The sequence below is a fragment of the Massilia sp. NP310 genome, from assembly GCF_019443485.1.
Classification (GTDB): domain Bacteria; phylum Pseudomonadota; class Gammaproteobacteria; order Burkholderiales; family Burkholderiaceae_D; genus Telluria; species Telluria timonae.
The window spans coordinates 1,855,372-1,877,404 of record NZ_CP080379.1 but is presented as its reverse complement, the minus strand read 5'-3'; the positions used below and the strand labels follow the sequence as shown (position 1 = coordinate 1,877,404).

Annotated in this window: 18 protein-coding genes; 5 read left to right on the top strand and 13 right to left on the bottom strand. The window is 68.7% G+C overall.

Going from position 1 to position 22,033, the window contains the following annotated elements; all coding sequences use genetic code 11:
• Positions 1-19: 19 nt before the first annotated feature.
• The 6 genes from KY496_RS08150 to KY496_RS08125 all read right to left on the bottom strand — a co-directional run bounded on the left by KY496_RS08150 (position 20) and on the right by KY496_RS08125 (position 8,642).
• Positions 20-385 (bottom strand): response regulator transcription factor, encoded by a 366-nt coding sequence (locus KY496_RS08150; protein WP_219864447.1) that lies wholly within the window; start codon positions 383-385, stop codon positions 20-22.
• Positions 385-1,959 carry an ATP-binding protein gene (locus tag KY496_RS08145; RefSeq protein WP_219864446.1) on the bottom strand — a complete coding sequence of 525 codons (1,575 nt, stop codon included), beginning with the start codon at positions 1,957-1,959 and terminating at the stop codon, positions 385-387. Before KY496_RS08145 ends, KY496_RS08150 begins: the two co-directional genes overlap by 1 nt.
• Positions 1,960-1,993: 34 nt before the next feature.
• A complete protein-coding gene (locus KY496_RS08140) occupies positions 1,994-2,686 on the bottom strand; it encodes a response regulator (RefSeq protein ID WP_005667167.1) in 693 nt (230 codons plus the stop codon).
• Between the two features lie 118 nt (positions 2,687-2,804).
• Complete coding sequence (locus KY496_RS08135) at positions 2,805-4,397, bottom strand: ATP-binding protein (RefSeq protein ID WP_005667169.1); 1,593 nt, start codon at positions 4,395-4,397, stop codon at positions 2,805-2,807.
• Positions 4,398-4,412: 15 nt separating this feature from the next.
• Positions 4,413-5,072, bottom strand: a complete 660-nt coding sequence (locus KY496_RS08130; protein WP_071362316.1) for a response regulator — start codon at positions 5,070-5,072, stop codon at positions 4,413-4,415.
• 372 nt (positions 5,073-5,444) lie between these two features.
• Positions 5,445-8,642 (bottom strand): PAS domain S-box protein, encoded by a 3,198-nt coding sequence (locus KY496_RS08125; protein WP_219864445.1) that lies wholly within the window; start codon positions 8,640-8,642, stop codon positions 5,445-5,447.
• A gap of 110 nt (positions 8,643-8,752) precedes the next feature.
• Between KY496_RS08125 and KY496_RS08120 the strand changes: the two genes are divergently transcribed.
• Complete coding sequence (locus KY496_RS08120) at positions 8,753-9,442, top strand: SOS response-associated peptidase family protein (RefSeq protein WP_219864444.1); 690 nt, start codon at positions 8,753-8,755, stop codon at positions 9,440-9,442.
• 37 nt (positions 9,443-9,479) lie between these two features.
• Here the strand turns inward: KY496_RS08120 and gudD are convergent, their stop codons facing one another.
• The 3 genes from gudD to KY496_RS08105 form a co-directional block, all read right to left on the bottom strand.
• Positions 9,480-10,820 carry a glucarate dehydratase gene (gene gudD, locus KY496_RS08115; RefSeq protein ID WP_005667173.1) on the bottom strand — a complete coding sequence of 447 codons (1,341 nt, stop codon included), beginning with the start codon at positions 10,818-10,820 and terminating at the stop codon, positions 9,480-9,482.
• 50 nt (positions 10,821-10,870) lie between these two features.
• Positions 10,871-11,839, bottom strand: coding sequence for a tripartite tricarboxylate transporter substrate binding protein (locus KY496_RS08110; protein WP_219864443.1), 969 nt, complete (start codon positions 11,837-11,839; stop codon positions 10,871-10,873).
• Positions 11,840-11,901: 62 nt separating this feature from the next.
• Complete coding sequence (locus KY496_RS08105) at positions 11,902-12,975, bottom strand: porin (protein ID WP_219864442.1); 1,074 nt, start codon at positions 12,973-12,975, stop codon at positions 11,902-11,904.
• 487 nt (positions 12,976-13,462) lie between these two features.
• Here KY496_RS08105 and KY496_RS08100 point away from each other — a divergent pair, with 487 nt between their 5' ends.
• The gene (locus KY496_RS08100; RefSeq protein ID WP_005667178.1) at positions 13,463-14,653 is read left to right on the top strand and encodes an RNA-guided endonuclease TnpB family protein; all 1,191 of its coding nucleotides are present in this window, start codon (positions 13,463-13,465) and stop codon (positions 14,651-14,653) included.
• On the opposite strand, the gene KY496_RS08095 is transcribed toward KY496_RS08100, so the two are convergent.
• The 3 genes from KY496_RS08095 to KY496_RS08085 form a co-directional block, all read right to left on the bottom strand.
• Positions 14,654-15,550, bottom strand: coding sequence for a LysR substrate-binding domain-containing protein (locus KY496_RS08095; RefSeq protein ID WP_219864441.1), 897 nt, complete (start codon positions 15,548-15,550; stop codon positions 14,654-14,656).
• 69 nt (positions 15,551-15,619) lie between these two features.
• On the bottom strand, positions 15,620-16,768 hold the full coding sequence (gene alr / locus KY496_RS08090; protein ID WP_219864440.1) for an alanine racemase: 1,149 nt from the start codon (positions 16,766-16,768) through the stop codon (positions 15,620-15,622).
• A 4-nt stretch (positions 16,769-16,772) separates the two neighbouring features.
• On the bottom strand, positions 16,773-18,065 hold the full coding sequence (locus KY496_RS08085) for a D-amino acid dehydrogenase (protein ID WP_005667186.1): 1,293 nt from the start codon (positions 18,063-18,065) through the stop codon (positions 16,773-16,775).
• Positions 18,066-18,189: 124 nt separating this feature from the next.
• Between KY496_RS08085 and KY496_RS08080 the strand changes: the two genes are divergently transcribed.
• A complete protein-coding gene (locus KY496_RS08080) occupies positions 18,190-18,675 on the top strand; it encodes an Lrp/AsnC ligand binding domain-containing protein (RefSeq protein ID WP_219864439.1) in 486 nt (161 codons plus the stop codon).
• 79 nt (positions 18,676-18,754) lie between these two features.
• Positions 18,755-20,938: an ATP-binding protein gene (locus KY496_RS08075; RefSeq protein WP_219864438.1), complete on the top strand. Its 2,184-nt coding sequence runs from the start codon at positions 18,755-18,757 to the stop codon at positions 20,936-20,938.
• On the opposite strand, the gene KY496_RS08070 is transcribed toward KY496_RS08075, so the two are convergent.
• Complete coding sequence (locus KY496_RS08070) at positions 20,824-21,318, bottom strand: winged helix-turn-helix domain-containing protein (protein WP_219864437.1); 495 nt, start codon at positions 21,316-21,318, stop codon at positions 20,824-20,826. The two genes, KY496_RS08075 and KY496_RS08070, sit on opposite strands and share 115 nt — an antisense overlap.
• 170 nt (positions 21,319-21,488) lie before the next feature.
• Between KY496_RS08070 and KY496_RS08065 the strand changes: the two genes are divergently transcribed.
• The gene (locus KY496_RS08065; protein ID WP_005667193.1) at positions 21,489-22,031 is read left to right on the top strand and encodes a flavin reductase family protein; all 543 of its coding nucleotides are present in this window, start codon (positions 21,489-21,491) and stop codon (positions 22,029-22,031) included.
• The last annotated feature ends 2 nt before the right edge of the window (positions 22,032-22,033 follow it).

Here is a 22,033-nt window from a genome sequence, read left to right as displayed (position 1 = left end):
GGCGGCGAAGCCGTCGACCCTACGCGAGCAGGCCGGCGGCAGCCTCCACCAGCGCCTCCGGACTGAAGGGCTTGACCATGTAGTAGTCCGCCCCCGCGGCCAGACCGGCCGCCACGTCGCTCTGCTGGCCGCAGGCCGACAGCAGCATGATCTTCATGCCGGCGGTCGCAGGCGCGTCCTTCAGCTTGCGGCATAGTTCCAGGCCGCTGATGCCTTCGCCCAGCCAGACGTCCAGGATCAGGAGGTCGGGCACGCAGCGCGCCAGCTCGGCCAGCGCGGCCTCGGCGCTGGACGCCTGGTTCACCTCGCCCAGCGCGCGCAAGGTCAGGCGAATCAACAGGCGCAGGTCGGGCTGGTCGTCGACGACGAGGATGCGGCGCGTCATCAAGCGGCCTCCGGGTCGGCGGGCACGCCGTCCCGCGGCAGCCAGACGGTCACCCGGGTGCCGTCCCCGGGGTTCGAGGCGATTTCCACCAGGCCGCAGTGGACCGCCACGATCTCGCGCACGATGGTCATCCCCAGGCCGTTGCCCGGCACGTCGGGCAGGGCGCCGGCGCGCCAGAAGGCGTCGTACACCTGGGTTCGCTGTTCAGGCGTCATGCCGACGCCGCGGTCGCTGACGGTCACGGCGGCGCCCGGGCGGCCGTCGCGCGCCTGGGGCCCGATGCCGATCTCGACCTGGCTGTCGGGCGCCGAATAGGCCAGGGCATTGGCCACGATATTGGCCAGCGCCTGCTGCACGCGCTGCGGGTCGGCCACGATCGGCGCCAGGCCCGGCGCCGCTCGCAGGACGATGCGGCCGGCCTGCGCCGCGTCCTCGATCCCGGCTTTGACCTGCTCCACCACCTGCGCCAGGTCGAGCGGCGCCGGGTGCATCTGGTCCGAGCCGCCCGAATCGATGCGCGCCAGGTCGAGCATCTGGTTGACCAGGCCGATCAGGCGCGTGGCCTGGCGGTGGATGATGTCGATCAGCTCGCGGCCGGTGGCGGCGTCGAAGTCGCGCTTGAGCAGCAATTCCGAAAAGCCCAGGATGCTGGCCATCGGCGTGCGCAGCTCGTGGCTGGCGGTGCGGAAGTACTCGTAGCGGCGCCGGTTGGCCTCGCGCACGCGCTCCTGCTCGGCGCGGTGCCAGGCGACGTCGCGCACCGTGGCTACCAGGTAACCCTGGCCGTCGAGCGTCATCTCGGCGATCGAGACCTCGGCCGCGAAGATGCTGCCGTCCGGGCGCCGGCCATTGCCTTCATGCCGCGCCACCGGCTTGGGCTGGATGCCGATCAGGGTGCTGGGCGGCACCCCGGCCAGCACCTTGCAAGGCGCGCCGAACATGCGTTCGGCGGCCGGGTTGCACGACTGGATCGTGCCGGCCGCGTCGAACAGCAGCACGCCGTCCGGCAGGTGTTCGAGCAGGGCGCGCACGGTCTGGGCATTGCGCCGTTCGCGCTCGGCCACGGCCTTCAGTTCGAGGGCGGCGACTTCATTGGCGACGATGCCGGCCAGGTCGCGCAGCAGGGTGCGTTCGTCGGGGCCGAATTCGCGCGGCACGCGGTCGATGATGCACAGGGTGCCGATGCGCGTGCCGTCGCCGATGTCGATCGGCGAGCCGGCATAGAAGCGCACCGCGCTCTCTCCCCGCACCAGCGCGCTGTCGGCGAAGCGCGCGTCCTTGCAGGCATCGGCCACCACCATCACGTCGTCCTGCAGGATGGCGTGGGCGCAGAACGAGGCCGCGCGCGGCGTCTGCTCCAGCGCCATGCCCACGCGCGACTTGAACCACTGGCGCTCGGCGTCGATCAGGCTGACCAGCGCGGTCGGCACGCCGAACAGGCGCGCGGCCAGCCGCGTGATGCGGTCGAAGCGCTCGTCGGGCGGCGAGTCGAGCAGGTCCAGGTCGATCAAGACCTGCAGGCGGCGCGCCTCGTCGGCGGGCGGGGAAGCGGGAAGGTGGGGCGTCTCGTTCATTTTCTTGAGCTTGCGGTGGCGGCTGCGACCGGGTTCAGGGTGTCGCCGGCAGCCGCGCGGTGACCGCGGCGCGCAGGGCCGCGAGCGGGGCCGGCTTGGTCAGGAATGCGACGTCCTCGGGCAGGCCCAGGGCCAGCACCGCCGGCTTGTCCATGCCGCTGACGACCACCAGCGGCAGGCTGGCGGTGGCTGGATTGCCGCGCAGGGAGCGGATCATGCCGAAGCCGTCCAGGCCCGGCATGTGCAGGTCGCTCACCAGCACGTCGGGCCGCGCTTCGCCGATCCGCACCAGCGCCTCGATGCCGTTGCTGGCCTTGCGCACCGCGAGGCCCAGGCCCCAGGTCGAGATCTCCAGCTCATACAGGCGCAGCAGCATGGCGTCGTCGTCGACGATCAGGACGCTGCGCACGGCGCCGCCGGATGCGCCGTCCAGCACGATCGGACGCGGAATTGGCGCAGATCGCGGCGCAGATCGCGGCGCAGGCCGGGGCCCTGCGCTCGCGCCGCTCAGGGCGGCCCGCCGTTCGTCGAGCAGGCGTGCGACCGAGTCGAGCGCGATGCGGCGGTGGCCGCCCGCCGTCTTCCAGGCCTGCAAGGTGCCGTTCTCGACCCACATCTGCACCGTGCGGTGCGATACGCCGATCCGCTCGGCGGCCTGCCTGGTGGTGCAGTAGGCGGCCCGGTCGAATGAACGTCCTTCGGTAACTCGTTGATCGGCGGTTTTCATATTTACTGATTTTACCGTTTCACATTTGCCTGTCAAGGACAAAGCACGGGCCGGCCGAATTACCGCTGAGCAAACCGAGGAAGGATGGGGCAGGTGTGGCGCGGGCGGTACAACCGCCTCAGCCGACTCCTTCTTCGGTGAGGACGGGAGGCAAGTACAATGTGACCTCGGTGCCGACGCCGAACTGCGATTCGAGCACGATCTGGCCGCCATGCAGGTCGACGATTTCCTTGAGGATGGTCATGCCCAGGCCGCTGCCCGGCACGCCGGACTCGCGGTCGACCCGGTAGAAGGCATCGAACACCTGGGCCTGCTGCTGGGGCGTCATGCCCAGGCCCTGGTCGCGCACCCGGATCGCGACCATGGACCGCCCGTCGCGCCGTTCCAGCCAGGCCCTGATCGCGATCGGGGTGGCGGGCGCGGAATACTTGATGCTGTTGCTGACGATATTGGTCAGCGCCTGCTGCATCTTTTGCGCGTCGGCCGCCAGCGGCGGCAGGCCGGGCGCGAGGTCGGTGCGCACCCTGTGCGCCTGGCCCAGGCCTTCCAGGCTGGCCAGGGTCTGCTCCACCAGCGCCGGCAGCGCGACCGCGGAGAGCTTGAGCTCGGCTGCGCCGCCGGCCTCGATGCGCGCCAGGTCGAGCAACTGGTTGACCAGGTCGACCAGGCGCGCCGACTCGCGGTGGATGATCTCGACCAGCTCGCGCTGGGTGGCGGCGTCGAAGTCGCGCTTGAGCAACAGCTCGGAAAAGCCCAGCACGCTCGACATCGGAGTGCGCAGCTCATGGGTGGCGGTGGCGAAGTGGTGGCGCCGGCGCGCGTCGGTGGCGCGTGCGCGTTCTTCCTGGGCGCGGCGCTGGGTGATGTCGCGCACCGTGACGGCGAATTTCGGCCGCGCGGCCCAGGCCATGCGGCAATACGAGAACTCGACCGGGAAGCGGCTGCCGTCCAGGCGCCTGGCCCCGGTCTCATAGGGGGCGCCCTCGACCAGCAGGCCGGCGCGACGCCGGCTCACCAGGTCTTCGTCGAGCAGTTCGGCCAGCGGGCGGCCGGCCAGCATGGCGCCGCTGGCGCCGAAGATCTTTTCGGCGGCCGGGTTGGCGGCGACGATCACGCCATGGACGTTGAGCATCAGGATTCCGTCCGGCAAGTGGGCGACCAGGGCTTTTTCCCAGCCTTCGGGCGCCGGGCGTCCGGCCGGGCGCGCGCGCAGCTCGTCGCCGGCGATCGCCGCCAGGTCGCGCAGGGTCGCCATCTGGTCCTGGTCGAACTGGCGCGCCTGGCTGTCGATCACGCACAGGGCGCCGATCCGGCTGCCGTCGGGCGCGGCCAGCGGGATGCCGGCATAGAAGCGCACGCGCGGCTCGCCCAGCACGAAGGGATTGGCGGCGAAGCGCGGGTCTTGCCGGGCATCCTCGATCACCAGGCCGTCGGCGTGCTGGATGGTGTGGGTGCAGAACGAGGCGGCGCGCGAGGTTTCGGCAATCTCGATGCCGACCCGCGACTTGAACCACTGGCGCTCGGCGTCGACCAGGGCGACCAGCGAGATCGGCACGCCCAGCAGGCGGCAGGCCAGGCGGGTGATGCGGTCGAAGCGTTCCTCGGGCGGGGTGTCGAGCAGTTGCAGCTCGTGCAAGGCCCGGACGCGGGCGGCGTCGGGCTGGGGATCGGGCAAGGCGGTACGAACGGTCTTGTGCGGCTCGTGTCGCATTCTTCTTGGTCCTGGTTAAGTCTCCATGGCTCGCTCGCTGGTGCCGAGGATCTGTTCGACCTTGGCGCGCAGTTCGGGGAAACGCACCGGTTTGGAGAACACCGGTATGTCGGACGGTAAACCCATCGAAGCGATCGTTGCCCGGTCCAGCCCACTGATGACGATGATGGCCATCTTGCCATAACGCGGGTCGGCGCGTAGCGTGCGTACCATGCGGAAACCATCCATGCCCGGCATGTTCAAGTCGCTGATCAACAGGTCGGGTTTGGCTTCGCCGATGCGGATCAGGGCGTCGAAGCCGTCGCGCGCCTTGATCAGCTCGGCATCCAGGCCCCAGCCCGAGATTTCCAGCTCGTACAGGCGCAGCAGGGTGGCGTCGTCGTCGGCCATCACGATGCGGCGCGCCGAAGAGGGCGCCGCCGGCGCGGCCGGCGAACTGGCGGCCGCGCCGCCCGTCACCGCCTGGTTGCGCTGGGCCACCAGCCGGTGCACCGAGGAGAGCAGGATGCGGCGGTGGCCGCCCGCCGTCTTCCATGCCTGCAGCACGCCGCCCTCCACCCACAATTGCACGGTGCGGTGCGACACGCCGAGCAGGCTTGCGGCCTCCTTGGTCGAACAAACTTCCGAGGAAGCGGGATCTGGCTGCCCCGGCGATGGACTGCTGTGCGATTTCATGGATTCAGGTGTGCATATGGTTAAGTGCCCCGCCGGCAAGGCCGGCAACAACGCGCAGAGCATGCTTGCCGGATGGACAAGCATGCCAAGCGGGCATCATACAGGCATGCCGACATGCGCAACAAATACGCACGGGCAAGTCAACAATCTATCAAATTCTCACAATTTGCGATAGCGAAACTCGATAATCCGTTTCTTTATTGTAACTTGCGGTGGCATTGTTATGCAGCACAATTGGAACACCATTCCTTGCCGGTGGCGCCGGCTTTCCGGTTTGCTCGCCACCGTGCACGACAGCCAGCGCCATCCATCGCCCCAGCTACAGCGCGTGAACGGCCGGACGATATGCGGCGCGACGCCTGAACGCCCGGATCAGGCCAGCTTTTCCAGCAGCGCCTGCAGCTGTCCGGCGTCGTAGGGCTTGGGCAGCAGCGCGTCGGCCACGCTCGACGCGTGGCTGGCCCCGCTCATGAAGGCGACCCGCGCGCGCGGCAATCTTTGCCTTACCGTATGCGCCAGCGCTTCGCCTCCCAGGCCCGGCAACTGCAGGTCGGTCAGCACGACGTCCGGCCGCCGCTCCAGCAGCGCCAGCGCCGCCTCGGCGCTGGCCGCCTCCAGCACCTCGTATCCCATGATGCGCATCAGTTCCGCGGTGTTCTCGCGGATGTCGTCCTCGTCTTCCACCAGCAGCACGCGCGCCTTCGAGCCGGCCGGCGCGGCGGCGTCGTCCGCCGGCTGCAGGGCCGCGTTCTTCTGCTGCTGGTTGGCCAGCACATGGCGGATCTTGCGCGCCAGGGCGTCGCGGGTATAGGGCTTGCCGAGCAGTTCCACGCCCGGATCCAGGCGCCCCCCGTGCACGATCGCGTTCTCGGTATAGCCCGAGGTGAACAGCACCGCGACGTTCGGCAGGCGCTCGCGCGCCTTCTTCGCCAGCTCCGGGCTGCGCAGGGGGCCCGGCATCACGACGTCGGTGAACAGCAGGTCGATGTGGATGCCGCTGTCGATCACGGTCAGGGCCGAGGCGGCGTCGCCGGCGCGCAGCACCCGGTAGCCCAGGTCGGCCAGCATGTCGACCACGGTCAGGCGCACCTGCTCGTCGTCCTCGACCACCAGCACGGTCTCGTGGCCGCCGGTCGCCGGCTGCGCCAGCTGCTCGCCGGCGTGGTCCTCGGCCTGCAGCGAGCGTGGCAGGTAGATCTTGACCGTGGTGCCTTCGCCGACCTCGCTGTAGATCTTGACGTGGCCGCCCGACTGCTTGACCAGGCCGTACACCATCGACAGCCCCAGGCCCGTGCCCTTGCCCTCGGGCTTGGTCGAGAAGAAGGGCTCGAAGGCCTGGTCGATGACTTCCTGCGGCATGCCGCTGCCGGTGTCGCTCACGGCCAGCAGCACGTACTGGCCGGGCGCGACCTCCGTGTGCGCGGCGCAGTAGGCGGCGTCCAGCGCGGCATTGGCGACCTCGATGGTGAGCCGGCCGGCGCCGTCCATGGCGTCGCGGGCGTTGATCGCCAGGTTCAGGATCGCGTTCTCGAGCTGCGCCGGGTCGACCTCGGTGGTCCACAGGCCGCCCGAGATCACCATCTCGACGTCGATCTCCTCGCCCAGCGCGCGCCGCATCATGTCTTCCATGCTGGCCAGCAGGCGGCCGATCTTGACCGCCTTCGGCTCGAGCGGCTGGCGGCGCGCGAACGACAGCAGGGAGCTGGCCAGCTTGGCGCCGCGCTCGACGCCGTTCATGGCGTTCTCGACGCGCTTCTTGATCTCGGGCAGGCCGTCGGCGCGGCGCGCGATCAGCTGCAGGTTGCCGCCGATGACCTGCAGCAGGTTGTTGAAGTCGTGCGCCACGCCGCCGGTCAGCTTGCCGATGGTCTCCATTTTCTGCGCCTGCTGCAGCGCGGCCTCGGTGCGCCGCATGGCCTCCATCCGGGCCAGGTCGGTGCTGATGTCGCGGCCCACCGCGTGGATGTACTGGTCGTCGGGCGAGGCGGTCCAGGACAGGTTGCACCAGCTGCCGTTCTTGCGCCGATAGCGGTTCTCGAAGCGGTAAACCTGGCCGCCCAGGCGCAGCACCTCGATCTGGCGCGTGGTGGATTCGCGGTCGTCCGGGTGCACCAGGTCGAGCAGAGGAGTTGCGAGCACCTCGGATTCAAGCCAGCCCAGGATGGTCGTGAAGGCCGGGTTCACGGCGGACAAGGTCCCCTGCAAGTCGGCCACCAGCATGATGTCCTTCGACAGCCGCCACATGCGGTCGCGCTCCGCCGTGCGGCGCTCCACCCGTTCCTCGAGCGTGGCGTTGACGGCGGCCAGCGCATCGCTCGCGCGCTTCTGGTCCTCGATGTCGATGCTGCTGCCGATCCACAGGGCGCCGTCGCCGGCCTCGCCCGGCGAGCGCCGCGCGCGCACCAGGTGCCAGCGGTAGTCGCCGTCGTGGCGGCGCAGCCGGATCTCGGCGTCGAGCGGGGCGCCGGACGCCACGCTGGCGTCCCACAGCGCGCGGTAGCGCGGCTCGTCGTCCGGATGCACCAGCGGGCTCCAGCCATGGCCCAGCAGGGTCTGGGGCGCGGCGCCGGCATTGGCGTATTCGTGCACACGGTCGTTGATCCATTCGACGCTGCCGTCCTCGTGCGCCGCCCACACGTGGTTGGGCATGGCCTGGGCGAAGGTGCGAAAGCGCGCCTCGCTGGCGCGCAGCGCGCGTTCGGCGCTCACCCGCTCTGTGACGTCGTTGCCTTCCACGAAGGTGGCGAACACCGCGCCATTGGCGTCCCGCAGCGGCTGCAGCACGAAGTCGATGAAGAAGTGCGCCGGCGCGTCCAGTCCGGGATTGCGCAGCGTGAGTTCGACGCCCTCGGCGCGGAAGGTCGTGCCTTCGGCGAAGCAGCGGTCGAGCACCTCGACGATGCCGTGTTCGGCCAGCTCGGGCACCGCCTGCGCCACCGGCAGGCCGAGCAGGGGACGGCGGCCGGTGAGCGCGCGGTAGGCTTCGTTGGCGAGGGAGTAGCGGTGTTCGGCGCCGTCCAGCAGGCAGACGAAGCCGGGCGCCTGCTCGAACATCGTGTTCAGGCGCTCGCGCTCGGCGCGCACATGGCGCTCGGCCTTGACCTTGCTCGACGTTTCCACCACCACCGACATCACGCCGGCGATGGCGCCGTCCTGGTCGCGGATCGGCGAATAGTCGAGATTCATCCAGACCTGCTCGGGCTGGCCGCTGCGGTGCAGGGTCAGTTCCTGGTCCTGGTAGCTGAGGGTGCCGCCGGCCAGGCCCACCTTCATCACGTTGTCGTTGAAGTCGGCCACCTCGGGCCAGCCTTCACGCACTTTTGAACCGAGCAGCACCGGGTGGCGCCCGCCGGCGAACACCCGGTAGGCGTCGTTGTAGATCATGTAGCCGTCCTCGCCCCACAAGGTGACGATCGGCGCCGGGGTGGCCATGATCAGGGCCACCGTGGTCTTGAGCACGGTCGACCAGCTGTCGATCGGGCCCAGGCTGGTGGTTTCCCAGGGAAATGCCAGAATCAGTCGCGAAGTCTCGTCGGTGGCGGGCAGGAAGGGAAGGCTGGCTGGCGGCATCGAGTGTAAATGCGAAGAGATGAATCTTGGTATTTTACACTTTGGGTCCCATGTACGACGCAGCACGCCTGCAACTGTTATCATTGAGCAACACTTTTTAGGCTTCTCTCATGTGTGTTAATTATCGTCCGCCGACGCCCGAGCAGTTCAATGGCCGCATTGGCGCCTTCAGCATCCTTCCGCGCGACTGGCACTGGCCCGAGGAAACATGGAAGGATTACGCGGCGCCGATCCTGCGCGCGGCGCCCGGCTTGCCGCTTGACGCCTGCGTGGCCAGCTATGGCATGGTGCCGCGGCGTCACATCCCGCCCGAGGTCAAGCCCTTCGACACCATGAATGCGCGCGCCGAATCGCTGCTCGAGCGGCGCTCGTTCGCCTTCGCCTTTCGCCGCCTGCAGCTGTGCGCGGTGCCGATGCTGTGGTTCTACGAGCCGTGCTACGAGAGCGGACGCGCCGAGCGCACCGCGATCGGCATGGCCGACGAGTCGATGTTCTGGGTGGCCGGCCTGTGGCGCGAATGGCAGGAGGCCGACGGGGAGATGTCGACCGCCTTCACCCAGATCACCATCAACGCCGACGACCATCCGCTGATGCGGCGCATGCACAGGTCGGGCGACGAGAAGCGCTCGCTGGTGCTGCTGGCGCAGGAAGAGGTGGGGGACTGGCTGGCCTGCCGCGACACCGACGTCGCGCGCAGCTTCCTGCGCCATTACCCGGCCGAGGCCATGAAGGCGTGGCCGGCGCCGCTGGCGCCGAAGCGCGCGGCGCCGCCGCCTTCGCCGAACCTGGAGCTGTTCTAGCCTTGCAGTAAAGACGGCGCAAGCGCCGGCCACGGCCTCAACGCACCAGGCAGGGGCGCTTGTTGTCGAACTTCCAGTCGCGCACCAGGTATTGCATGGCGACCGCGTCGTCGCGCGCACCCAGCCCCATGTTCTTGTAGGCCTGGTGCGCCAGTTCCAGCTTGTCGGGGTCGAGTTCGATGCCCAGGCCCGGCTTGCGCGGCACCTGCACCATGCCGCCTTCGATGGTGAGGGGGCGTTTGGTCAGGTGCTGGCCGTCCTGCCAGATCCAGTGGGTGTCGATCGCGGTGACCCTGCCCGGCGCGGCGGCGCCGACGTGCGTAAACATCGCGAGCGAGATGTCGAAGTGGTTGTTCGAATGCGAACCCCAGGTCAGGCCGAACATCTCGCACAGCTGGGCCACCCTGACCGAACCCTGCATGGTCCAGAAATGCGGGTCGGCCAGCGGGATGTCGACCGACTGCAGCTGGATCGAATGGGCCATCTGGCGCCAGTCGGTCGCGATCATGTTGGTCGCGGTGCGCAGCCCCGTCGCGCGCCGGAATTCGGCCATCACTTCGCGTCCCGAGAAACCGTTCTCGGCGCCGCACGGGTCTTCGGCATAGGCCAGGATGCCGTGCTTGTCGCGGCACACGCGGATCGCGTCGGCCAGCAGCCAGCCGCCGTTGGGGTCGAGCGTCACGCGCGCCTGGGGGAAGCGCTCGTGCAGGGCGACAATCGCTTCCATCTCTTCGTCGGCCGACAGCACGCCTCCCTTGAGCTTGAAGTCGTTGAAGCCGTAGCGCGCCTGGGCGGCCTCGGCCAGCCGCACGATGGCCTCGGGCGTGAGCGCCTCTTCATTGCGCAGGCGGTACCAGTCGTTGTCGGCGTCCGGCTCGCTGCGGTAGGCCAGCGGCGTGCGCTTGCGATCGCCCACATAGAACAGGTAGCCCAGCATCTCGACCGCGTCGCGCTGCTGGCCGTCGCCCAGCAGCGCCGCCACCGGCACCCCCATGAACTGGCCGAGCAGGTCGAGCAGCGCCGATTCCACGGCCGTGACGGCGTGGATCGTGGTGCGTAGGTCGAAGGTCTGGAGGCCGCGGCCGCCCTGGTCGCGTTCGGCGAAGGCGCTGCGCATGGCGCCCAGCACCTTGTTGTAGTCGCCCAGGGTCGCGCCGATGATGAAGGGGCGGGCATCCTCGATGGTCTGGCGGATAGCCTCGCCGCCGGGCACCTCGCCCAGGCCGGTATTGCCGGCGCTGTCGGTCAGGATGACGATGTTGCGGGTGAACCAGGGGCCGTGCGCCCCGCTCAGGTTCAGGAGCATGCTGTCCTGCCCCGCGACCGGGACGACGCGCAGGCTGGTGACGACGGGGGCATTCGGATTCGGGTTGCGCATGATGTACGGGTCAAAAAAGTGGAGGTTCAGGAAAAAGCGCTGGCGCCGGATCAGTCGATCTCGATCTTGCCGTTGGTGATCACGTCGCGCCAGCGCGCCAGTTCCTGGGCCTGGAACTTGGCGAACTGTTCGGGCGACGAGGCCACGATCTCGAACCCCTGCTCACTGAGCTTGTCCTTGATCTGCGGGTCGCGCAGCGTGTTCACGATGGTCGTGTGCAGCCTGGCCTTGACGTCTTTCGGCAATCCCTTCGGCGCGGCGATGGCCTGCCACGAATACACGTCGACGTCCTTGACGCCCGATTCGGCGAGCGTGGGCACGTTGGGCAGCGCCGCCGACCGGTTGGCGCCGGTCACGGCCAGGGCCCTGAGCTTGCCGGACTTGATATGGCCGAGCACGACGTTGATGTTCTGGAACGAGACGTTGGCATGGCCGCCGAGCAGGTCGGTGATCGCTGGCGCGCCGCCCTTGTAGGGCACGTGCAGCCCCGAGGTGCCGGTCTTTTGCCAGAACAGCGCCGCAGTCAGGTGGTCAGAGCTGCCCGCGCCCGAGGTGGCGAAGGTCACCTTGCCGGGATGCTTCTTGAGGTAGGCGATGAAGTCGCCCACCGTGTTGGCGGGGACGGTGCCATTCGTCACCAGCACGTTCGGGGCCTGCACCGCCACCGTCAACAGGTCGAAGTCCTTCGATGGATCGTAGGGCAACCGCTTCTGGAGCAGGGGATTGACCGAGTACACCGCGATCGAGGCCACCATCAGCGTATGGCCGTCGGGAGCCGCGCGCTTGACGTAGCCGGCGCCGATCGCGCCGGTGGCGCCCGGACGGTTGTCGACCACCCAGGGCTGGCCCAGCGTGGCGCTGATTTTCGGGCCGATCGCGCGGGCGATGGCGTCGGTCGATCCCCCGGACGGGAAGGGCACGACGGCGTTGATGGCCTTGCTCGGAAATGGCGCGGCCTGCGCGCCGCCCATCAACGCCAGGCCCAGCAGCAGGGACGATACGGTCGTATGCATTCTCATGGTGTCTCCTCGATGTAAGTATTCAAGCGTATTCAAGCGTATTCAAGCGTATTCAAGCGTGATCAGAAGCTGTGGCGCATGCCCAGGTTGTAGCCGGTGTCGCCGCTGCCCGCTTCGGTATTGTTCGCAATGGTATAGCCGGCGCCGTTGCGGTTGTCGACGTGGCCATAGGCCGCGTACAGGCCGGTGCGTTTCGACAGCGCGTACAGGTAGCCGATGCCCCAGGCATTGGCGTCCTGGTTGAAGGCCGTGCGGTCGTCCTTGTGCAGCACCGACGCCATGAGGGTGCCGGCGCCGATCGGCGCCGTCACGCCCAGCAGGACGCTGCGGCCGTCGGTCGACGGCGTCGGCCTGGTCCCGCCGTAGGGATTGTTCGGGTTGATCAGCGGCGCGGCATTGAAGCCCTTGTCGACGCTGAAGCCCGCATGCAGCTTGACGCGGGCCAGCTTGTACGACGCGGCCAGCAGGTAGTTGCGGCCCAGGGTTCGTTCCACGGCCGGCGTGGCGCCGCTGGCCGGGACATCGGTGTTCTTGTTGTTGTAGACCAGGCGCAGCGCCAGCGGGCCGGCGGCGTAGCCGACCGCGCCGCCGAACTGGCGCCCGACCGAGGAATCGGCCTGTTCGCCGAGGCTGTACGCCAGCTCCGCGTCGAAGCCGTTCACCCTGGGTGTCGCGTAGGTGATCGTGTTGCTGGTGCGGATATTGGCGCCGTTGTGGGGGAACAGGCTCTTGGCGCTGCCGGCGTAGCCGGTGCTGAACGGATCGACGATGGTCACCATCGCGGTGTGGTAGGGCGTGTACTGTCGGCCCAGGGCCACCGCGCCATAGCCGCCGCGCAGGCCGACCAGCGACTGGCGGTTGAAGATCGTGCCGGCGGCGTCGATTTCGCCGGTGTCGATCTTGGCGCCGCCCTCCAGGGTGAAAAAGGCCGACACGCCGTTGCCCAAATCCTCCACCCCGCGCAAGCCGAAGCGCGAGGCGGCGCCGACGCCGCTCGTGACCTTGGTGATCCGCCCGTTCGCGCCGCCATCTTCGACGACGATGCCGGCGTCGACGATGCCGTAGAAGGTCACGGACGCCTGCGCATGGGCGACGGTGCCGGCGCAGGCCAGCGCCAGCGCTGCCAGTTGTTTCATGCTTGTCTCCTGTGATATGGCCGGATTGTTTGTCATCCGTACGCAGCCGGCGCCAGTGAATACCGGCGCGGCAGAGCCATCATAGGACCGGGATCGATTCCCGAGCAATTCAAATGCTGTCGTGTCTGATTCAAGAATTGAATCGATCGCGGCGGCAGGTGGGTTCAGGCCTGGAGAAAGGCGGGGTTGATTACAGTTAGTTCGAAAGCTACTTGAAACTTCTCAAACTTGCCCACTTTGAGAAAGTTTGGCTCGACGATAGTCGGACGGACATGAATGCGGGAGTGCGCTGGTCGTTATGGGAGGAGTACATGCCCGCAGCGCGAGTGCGATGGTTCGCATCTGCTAAAGATGGGCTGGAAATCTGGAATTTGGCTGAAGGGTGCGCTTTTGGGAACTATTTGGTGCCTCACCAGCTCTGACAAGACCGGCTGATTCGCTCTTGCCGGTTTCATAGCCAACGCCGGCCACGCTTCTGGGAACCATTATGTTCCGCGGTCATCGCATTCGTCTCGACCCCAACAACGTCCAGGCGACCTACCTTGCCCGCGCGGCAGGTACCGCCCGGTTCGCCTACAATTGGGCACTGGCCGAGTGGCAGCGACAGTATGAAGCGTGCAGGGCCGATCCAGACTTGCCAAAACCGAACGAGAAGGCCCTGAGGCGCCAGCTCAATGCGATCAAACGCATGCAGTACCCCTGGATGCTGGAAGTGACGAAGAATGCTCCGCAGATGGCGATCCAGCAATTGGGACGCGCCTTCGAGAATTTCTTCAAAGGCCGGGCTCGTTACCCGAGATATCGACGCAAGGGTCGTGACGACCGCTTTACATTGACGAATGACCAGTTCAGCGTCAAGGACAAACGCATCCGTATCCCGAAGCTGGGATGGCTGCGCATGTGCGAATCCCTGCGCCTGAGTGGGCGAATCGTCTCGGCCTCGATCGAGCGTGTTGCAGATCGCTGGTATGCCAGTGTAGTTGTCAACACCGACGCGTCACACTTGCCGCCCGCCAAAAACCAAGGCGCGGTAGGAGTCGATCTGGGTGTCAGGACGCTGGCCACCTTGTCAACCGGCGAGACCTTCGCCGGCCCCAAGGCGCTCCGGTCTCTCCTGGCGCGGGTAAAGCGCCTGGCGCGCAGTCTGTCGCGCAAAGTCAAAGGGGCCCGCAATTACATCAAGGCGAAAAACAAGCTCGCGCGCCTGCATGCGCGGATCGCCGAGATACGGCGGGACGGCCTGCACAAGCTGACCACATCCATCACCCGTCGATTCCATCTCATCGGCATCGAGGATCTGAACGTCAAGGGCATGCTTGGGAACCGCTGCCTGGCGCGCTCGATCACGGACATGGGCTTCGGTGAGCTGCGCCGCCAACTGGAGTACAAGGCGGCGTGGCGCGGTGGGCAGGTCGTCGTGGTCGATCGCTGGTATCCCAGCAGCAAGACGTGTTACTGCTGCGGCCATCGGCTCGAGGTGCTCGACCTTGAGGTTCGCCGATGGCATTGTCCAGACTGCGGCGCACAGCACGATCGCGACATGAACGCGGCAATCAACCTGAGAAATATGGCGTTGAGTTCCACCGTCGCTGCCTGTGGAGGGGAAGGCGCTGGCCTTGGGCGTGAAGCGCAAGACGAAACCGGCCCCGGCGAAGCAGGAATTCAACAGCAAAGTTAACTATGGACGGCTTTGCGTAAGTTTGAAAGAACGGAGCACCTGCTGCTTGAACAGGTCGAGCACGGGGTTGTCGTTGTTGCGGCGGTAGGCGCCCACCAGGTGGACGGGTTCGGTCATCATCCGGCGCGTGACGACGCCTTCGAACTTCAGGCGGCAGGCGCCTTCGGCGATCAGGGCGGCCCCCATTCCCGCGCCGACCAGCGCCAGCATGGTGTGGACCTGTCCGATGTACTCGACGACATCGGGCACGACGCCGGCCCTGGCAAAGCGTTCGCTGAGCATCTGGTAGAAGGGACGCGCCTCGTAGGGCGAGTACATGAGGAAAGGCCGGCCGTGCAGGCATTGCAGGGTGGGCTCGGCGGGCCAGGCGTGGGCCTCGCTCGCCTGCACCGCCAGCATGAGCGACTCGGTCGCCATCGGCACGCTTTCCAGTTCGCCGTTGATGGGGTGCGGCCGCATCAGGGCCAGGTCGATCTCGCCTGCGTTGAGCGCCTCGACCTGGGCCGTGCTCACGAGCTCTTTCAGGTTGAGCGCCACGTCGGGGCAGACCTGGCGGATGCCGCGCACGACCGCCGGCAGCAGGCTGTAGCCGGAGGCGGCGGAAAAACCGATCGAGAGCGTGCCCTGTTCACCCCTGGCCGTGCGGCGCGCCTTGACCGCCGCCTCTTGCGCCAGGCGCAGGATGCGGACGGCTTCCGGCAGGAAGGCCTTGCCGGCGGCGGTGAGGGTGACGGAACGGCTGCTGCGCTCGAGCAGGGCCACGCCGACGCTGTGTTCGAGCAGCCGGACCTGGCGGCTCAACGGCGGCTGCGTCATGTTCAGGCGCTGCGCCGCCCGGCTGAAGTGAAGTTCTTCGGCAACGGCGACGAAGCAGCGAAGCTGGCTGATTTCGAACAAGGTGGACTCCCGGGCTGCTGCGGCGGGTCGCCGCGGGCAGCATGGTAACCGCGGCGCCCGATTTCGGCGTTATTCTTGCGCCGGCAGCCCGAGATAACGGCGCGCGAAGCGCCCGCCCAGGCGGGTCAGCACCTCGTAGCCGATGGTGCCGGCCTGGAGCGCGACGTCGTCGACCGTCTGCTGCGGGCACAGCAGGTCGACCGTCCGCCCCGGCGCGATCCGGTCTTCGGGGATGCCGGTGACGTCGAGCGTGATGCTGTCCATCGACACGGTGCCGGCGAAGGGAACGGCCACGCCGTCGACAAAGGCCTGCGAACGGCCGGTGAGGGCGCGCAGCCAGCCGTCGGCATAGCCGATCGCGATGGTGGCGATGCGGCGCTCGCCCGGCGCCACGTAGCGCGCGCCATAGCCGACGATGTCGCCGGCGGCCACGGTGCGCAGCTGCACCACGCGCGCCGCCAGCGACACCGCCTGCGCCAGCGGATTGGCGTGAGCCGGCTGGGGATTGATGCCGTACAGCGCGCATCCCGGGCGCAGCAGGTCGAAGTGCCAGGCGCCGCCCAGGAACACGCCCGAGGAATTGGCCAGGCTGGCCGGCACGCCGGGAAACAGCGCGCGCGCCTCTTCGAAGCGCCGGCGCTGGCGCGCGTTGAGCGGGTGCGCCGGCTCGTCGGCGCAGGCCAGGTGGCTCATCAACAATCGCGGCGCGATGCCGTCCAGCCAGGCCGGGTCCTGGCGCAGCCGGTCGAGATCGGCTGCCGCGAGGCCCATGCGCGACATGCCGGTGTCGACCTGCAGCGCGGCCGGCAGTTCGCGCCCGAGCTCGCGCGCCAGCGCGCGCCATTCGGCCACCTGGCCGGGGTCGTTCAGCACCGGCGTCAGGTCGTGCTCGACGCAGTCGCGCGCCGTGCCCGGCATGGCGCCGTGCATCACATAAATGGTGCAATCGCCGGGCACGAGCCGGCGCAGGCGGATGCCTTCGTCGAGGTGAGCCACGAAGAAGCTGCGGCAGCCTTCGCGCGCCAGCGCCGCCGCGACCTTGTCCATGCCGAGCCCGTAGGCGTCGGCCTTCAGGACCGCGCCGCAGGCCGCCCCGGTGCTGGCGGCGCCGCGCGCGCGCAGCAGGCGGTAATTGGCGCGCACCGCGTCCAGGTCGATCGTGAGGGTGGCGCCGGCGCGCGCCGCGCCGTCATCGCGCCGATCGGTGTGTTGATCCATGCGCTTACGCCTGCGCCAGCTTGGCGCCGGCGGCGCCGCCGCTGCCGCCCGCGTAGCGGAACACGGCCAGGTCGTCGGCGCGGATCGACGGCGCCTTGCCGCCCACCAGGTCGGCGATCACGCTGGCCGAGCCGGCCGCCATGGTCCAGCCCAGCGTGCCGTGGCCGGTGTTCAGGAACAGGTTGCGCAGCAGCGTGGCGCCCACCACCGGGGTGCTGTCCGGCGTCATCGGACGCAGGCCGGTCCAGAAGCTGGCCCGGGCGGTGTCGCCCGCGCCCGGGAACAGGTCGTTGACGACCAGCTCCAGGGTTTCGCGGCGGCGTGGATTGAGGTCGAGGTTGTAGCCGGAAAGCTCGGCCATGCCACCAACGCGGATGCGGTCGTCGAAGCGGGTGACGGCAATCTTGTAGGTCTCGTCGAGGATGGTCGACACCGGCGCGCGCGCCGCGTCCGTGATCGGCACCGTCAGCGAATAGCCCTTCATCGGATACACCGGCAGCGGGAACCAGCGCTGCAGCAGCAGGCGCGAATAGCTGCCCAGGGCCAGCACGAAGCGATCCGCAGCGAATGCGCCCTTGTCGGTTTCAACCGAGACGATCTCGCCGCCCGCCTCGTTGAGGCAGCGGATCGTGGTGTCGAATTCGAAGCGCACGCCCAGGTCGCGCGCCATGGCCGTCAGGCGGCTGGTGAACAGCTGGCAGTCGCCGGTTTCGTCGTTCGGCAGGCGCAGGCCGCCGACCAGCTTGTCGGCCACGTTGGCCAGCGCCGGTTCGGCCGTGGCCAGCTGTGCGCCCTCCAGCACTTCATAGGCCACGCCGGCGTCGCGCAGCACCTCGATGTCCTTGGCCGCGCCGTCGAACTGCTGGCGGGTGCGGAACAGCTGGACCGTGCCCTGCTGGCGGCCTTCGTAGGCGATGCCGGTGTCGCGCCGCAGCGCGCGCATGCAATCGCGGCTGTATTCGGCCAGGCGCACCATGCGCTCCTTGTTGACGGCGTAGCGGGCAGGGTCGCAGTTGCGGTACATCTCCCACATCCACTGCAGCTGGAACAGCGAGCCGTCGGGACGGATCGCCAGCGGAGCGTGGCGCTGGAACAGCCACTTGGCGGCCTTCAGCGGAATGCCGGGCGCGGCCCAGGGCGAGGCATAGCCGGGCGAGATCTGGCCGGCATTGGCGAAACTGGTCTCGAGGGCGGGACCGGGCTGGCGGTCGATGACCGTGACCTCGTGGCCGGCCTGCGCCAGGTAATACGCGGTGGTGACGCCGACCACGCCGCTGCCCAATACGATGACTCGCATATGTTCCTCGAAAAATCCAGATTTAGAAAAGCTTGCCATCGTAGCGCGGGTGAGGAGATAATTGTTTCTGTTAATACGCAATTTTTCAGCAAATACTTCTGCATTCACCCACCGGAATCGACCCATGCGCGTGCAAAAAGCCTCGAACCGCATCCTGGACCGGATCGACCTGCATATCCTGTCGGTCCTGCAGCAGGATGCGCGGATCGTGATGAAGGACCTGGCCGAGCAGGTCGGGCTGTCGCTCACGCCCTGCATCGAGCGGGTCAAGCGCATGGAGCGCGACGGCGTCATCCAGGGCTACTACGCGCGCATCAATCCACAGGCGCTGGGCATGCAGATCCTGGTGTTCGTCGAGATCAACCTGCACCAGAAATCCGACAAGGCCTTCGAACGCTTCCGGCGCGCGATGCTGGCCATTCCCGAGGTGATGGAATGCCACTTGGTGTCGGGCGACTTCGACTACCTGATCAAGGCGCGCATCCCCGAGATGTCCGAGTACCGGCGCCTGCTGGGGGAGATCCTGCACGTGGCCGACGCCGGCCAGTCGAAGAGCTATGTGGTGATGGAAGAACTGAAGGAAACCCTGGCGCTGTCGATTCCGCGCTGACCCCGGTGGTCAATCCCGCAAAAACCGCAAGGATGGAGGCGGCTCATCCTATAATGGACGTTTCCTTTCTGGAACACCCATGCGCGCCGTTGCCGGAACCGTCCTGTCCCTCCGACACCTCCTGATCCTGCTCACCGCGATCGGCCTGCTGCCGCTCGTGCTGCTGGGAGTCTGGACCATCCACGGCGCCGGCCTGTACCTGGAGCAGGAACAGGAAAGGATGATGATCGGCCATGCGCGCGCGCTGTCGAGCGCCGTCGACGCCGAGCTGGACGCCACCGTGGCAGCCCTGAGCGGCATCGCCAAGAGTCCGCAACTGGCGGGCGGCGACCTGCGCGGCTTCCACGACACCGCCAGCCGCCTGTCGCGCCCCGACTGGCTGGGGGTGGTGCTCTCCGACGCCGCCGGCCGTCCGCTGTTTCGCACCATGGCGCCATACGGGGCGCCGGCGGCGCGCATCGCCGATCCCGGCAGCCTGCACCAGGCGATGGAGCAGCGCCGCCCGATGGCCGGCCGCGTCGCGCGCGGGCAGGGCGGGCGCCCGGCGGTGCCGGTGCGGATCCCGGTGACGGGGCCCGACGGCCAGCCCTGGGTCTTGACCGCCGTGGTCCAGCCGAACCGCTTCCTGGACGTGATCGCGCGCCAGAAGATTCCTCCGGAGTCGGTGATCGCGGTGATGGACGGCGGCGGCGCGCTGGTGGCGCGCTCGCGCGACCAGGAGCGCACCGTGGTCGGCGCGCCCAGCGCCTCGCTCACGGCGCTGATGAAGAGCGGCGGGCCGGAAGGCGTGGGCGTGACCACCACGCTCGAAGGCGACCAGGTGATCAGCGCCTACACGACCTCGCCGCGCTATGGCTGGGTGGTGGCGGTGGGCGCCCCCAGCGCCGGCTTCGGGGTAGGCTTCTTCCAGCGCTTCGCGGTCTACGTGCTGGGCGCCTGGGTGGTGCTGAGCGCCTGCATCGCGCTGGCCTCGTGGCTGTCCGGGCGCGTCGTGCGCCGCATCGAGAGCGTGCAGGCCGGCGCCGCCGCGCTGGGCAGCGCGCGCAAGGTGCAGGTGGCGCCGTCGCGGATCAAGGAGATCCGCGAGATGGGCCAGGCACTGGAGGCCGCCGCCAGCCGGCGCGCCGCGCAGGAAGAGGAGCGTTCGCGCCTGCTGGCGTCGCTCGAGGAAGCGCTGGCCCAGGCGCGCCAGGCCGGCCAGGCCAAGGACGCCTTCCTGGCCATGCTGGGCCACGAACTGCGCAATCCGCTCAGCCCGATCCTGACCTCGCTCGACCTGATGGACTTGCGGGGCGAAGCGGGCAGCCAGCGCGAGCGCGCCGTCATGCGGCGCCAGGTGACCCACCTGCGGCGCCTGGTCGACGACCTGCTGGACGTGTCGCGCATCGCCTCCGGCAAGCTGGCGATCGACGCCCGCCCGCTGAACCTGGCCGAACTGGCGCGCCATGCGGTGGCGGCCCTGCCGGGCGAGCCCATCACCCTGGAGGCGCCGCCGGAGGTCTGGGTCACCGGCGACGAGACCCGCCTGGCGCAGGTGCTGGGCAACCTGCTGTCGAACGCGGCCCGCTTCGGCAGCAGCGACACCCGCGTCACGCTGGCGGCGGTGAATGGCGAGGCGGTGCTGGGCGTGAGCGACAACGGCGCCGGCATGGCCCCTGAGTTGCTGGCGCGCGTGTTCGAGCCGTTCTACCAGGCGCCGCAGCCGCTGGCGCGGCGCACCGGCGGACTCGGGCTCGGCCTGGCGATCGTGCGCGAGATCGCCCAGCTGCATGGCGGCCGGGTCGCGGCCTACAGCGCTGGCCCGGGCGCCGGCAGCCGTTTCGAGGTGATCCTGCCGCTCGGCGCGCCGAGCGCGGCGCGCGAGCCGGATCCGCTGGCGCCGGCGGCGCCGGGACGCCGCATCCTGCTGGTCGACGACAACGAGGATGCGGCCGCGGCCAGCGCGCTGCTGCTGCGCCACCTGGGGCATGCGGTGCGGGTCGCCCACAGCGCGGCCGAGGCGCGCGCGCTGGCCCTGGCCGAACCGCCCGAGGTGGCGATCCTCGACATCGGCCTGCCCGACATGGACGGCTATGCGCTGGCCGCGGCCTTGCGCGGCGACGCGGGCGCGCCGGCAGGAGGCCCGCTGCGGCTGGTGGCGCTGACCGGTTACGGCCAGCAGGCCGACGTGGCGCGCGCGCTGGCCGCCGGTTTCGACGTGCACCTGACCAAGCCGGCGACCATCGAGGCGCTGCAGGATGCGGTGGCGCCGGCCGCGGCCTGAGCAGGCGTGGACGGCGGGTTTCCGGCAGCGTGGGCGGGAGCGGCCGCCTCCCTGGCCTGGGGCACCGGCACGGCGGTGAAGGCGTAGCCGCGCCCGGCCACGTTCACGATCGCGCTGCCGGCGTCGCCCAGCAGCTTGCGCAGGGCCGCGATCTGCACCCGCAGGTTCGCCTCGACCACCACGGTATGCGGCCAGGCCCCGGCCATCAGCGCGCGCTTGCTCACGACTTCGCCGGGCCGGGAGGCCAGCAGCACCAGCAGGTCGTAGGCGCGCGCGCCGCTCGGCAGCGGGCGTCCGGCGCGCAGCAGCAGGCGCTGGGCAGGCAGCAGTTCGAAGTCGAGAAAGGCGATCCTGGTGGGGGCGGATGGGCCGGAATCCATGGCAAGCCTCGTGTCTGGTGGTGGCGGGTCGGGACGTATCGTGACCATTGTCCGCCGCCGGCGCGCGCCGGCGCTAGCATTTTTCTGCTGTCGCGTGCGTTGCCTGCAAGCGTACGCCGGACGCTTGCGGGCCGGACCATAATATGGACGGGCTGATAACGGGAGGACGGATGGGACGCAAGCACGACCTGCCGCTGCACGAAGTGCGGCGCTACCTGGAGCCGGGACCGGTGGTGCTGGTGAGCTCGTGCCACCGTGGCGAGCATGACGTCATGGTGATGGGCTGGCACACGGTGATGGAATTCAGTCCGTCCCTGATCGGCTGCGTGATCTCGTCCGCCAACCACAGCCACGGCCTGATCCGCGCCAGCGGCGAATGCGTGATCAACCTGCCGACCACCCGCCAGCTCGAGGCGGTGCTGGGCGTCGGTTCGACCACCGGGGCCGAGATCGACAAGTTCGCCGCCTTCGGCCTCACGCCGGAGGCAAGCGAGCAGGTGGCGGCGCCGTCGATCCGCGAGTGTCACGCCCAGTTCGAGTGCCGGCTGCATGACGACAGCCTGGTCGGGCGCTACGATTTCTTCATCTGGGAAGTGGTGGCGGCGCGCGTCGCCGCGCGGCCACGCCATCCGGAAACCCTGCACTACAAGGGTGACGGCACGTTCATGGTGTCGGGCAAGGTGATTCGGCGCCAGCGCGCCGGCCTCAAGTAGAT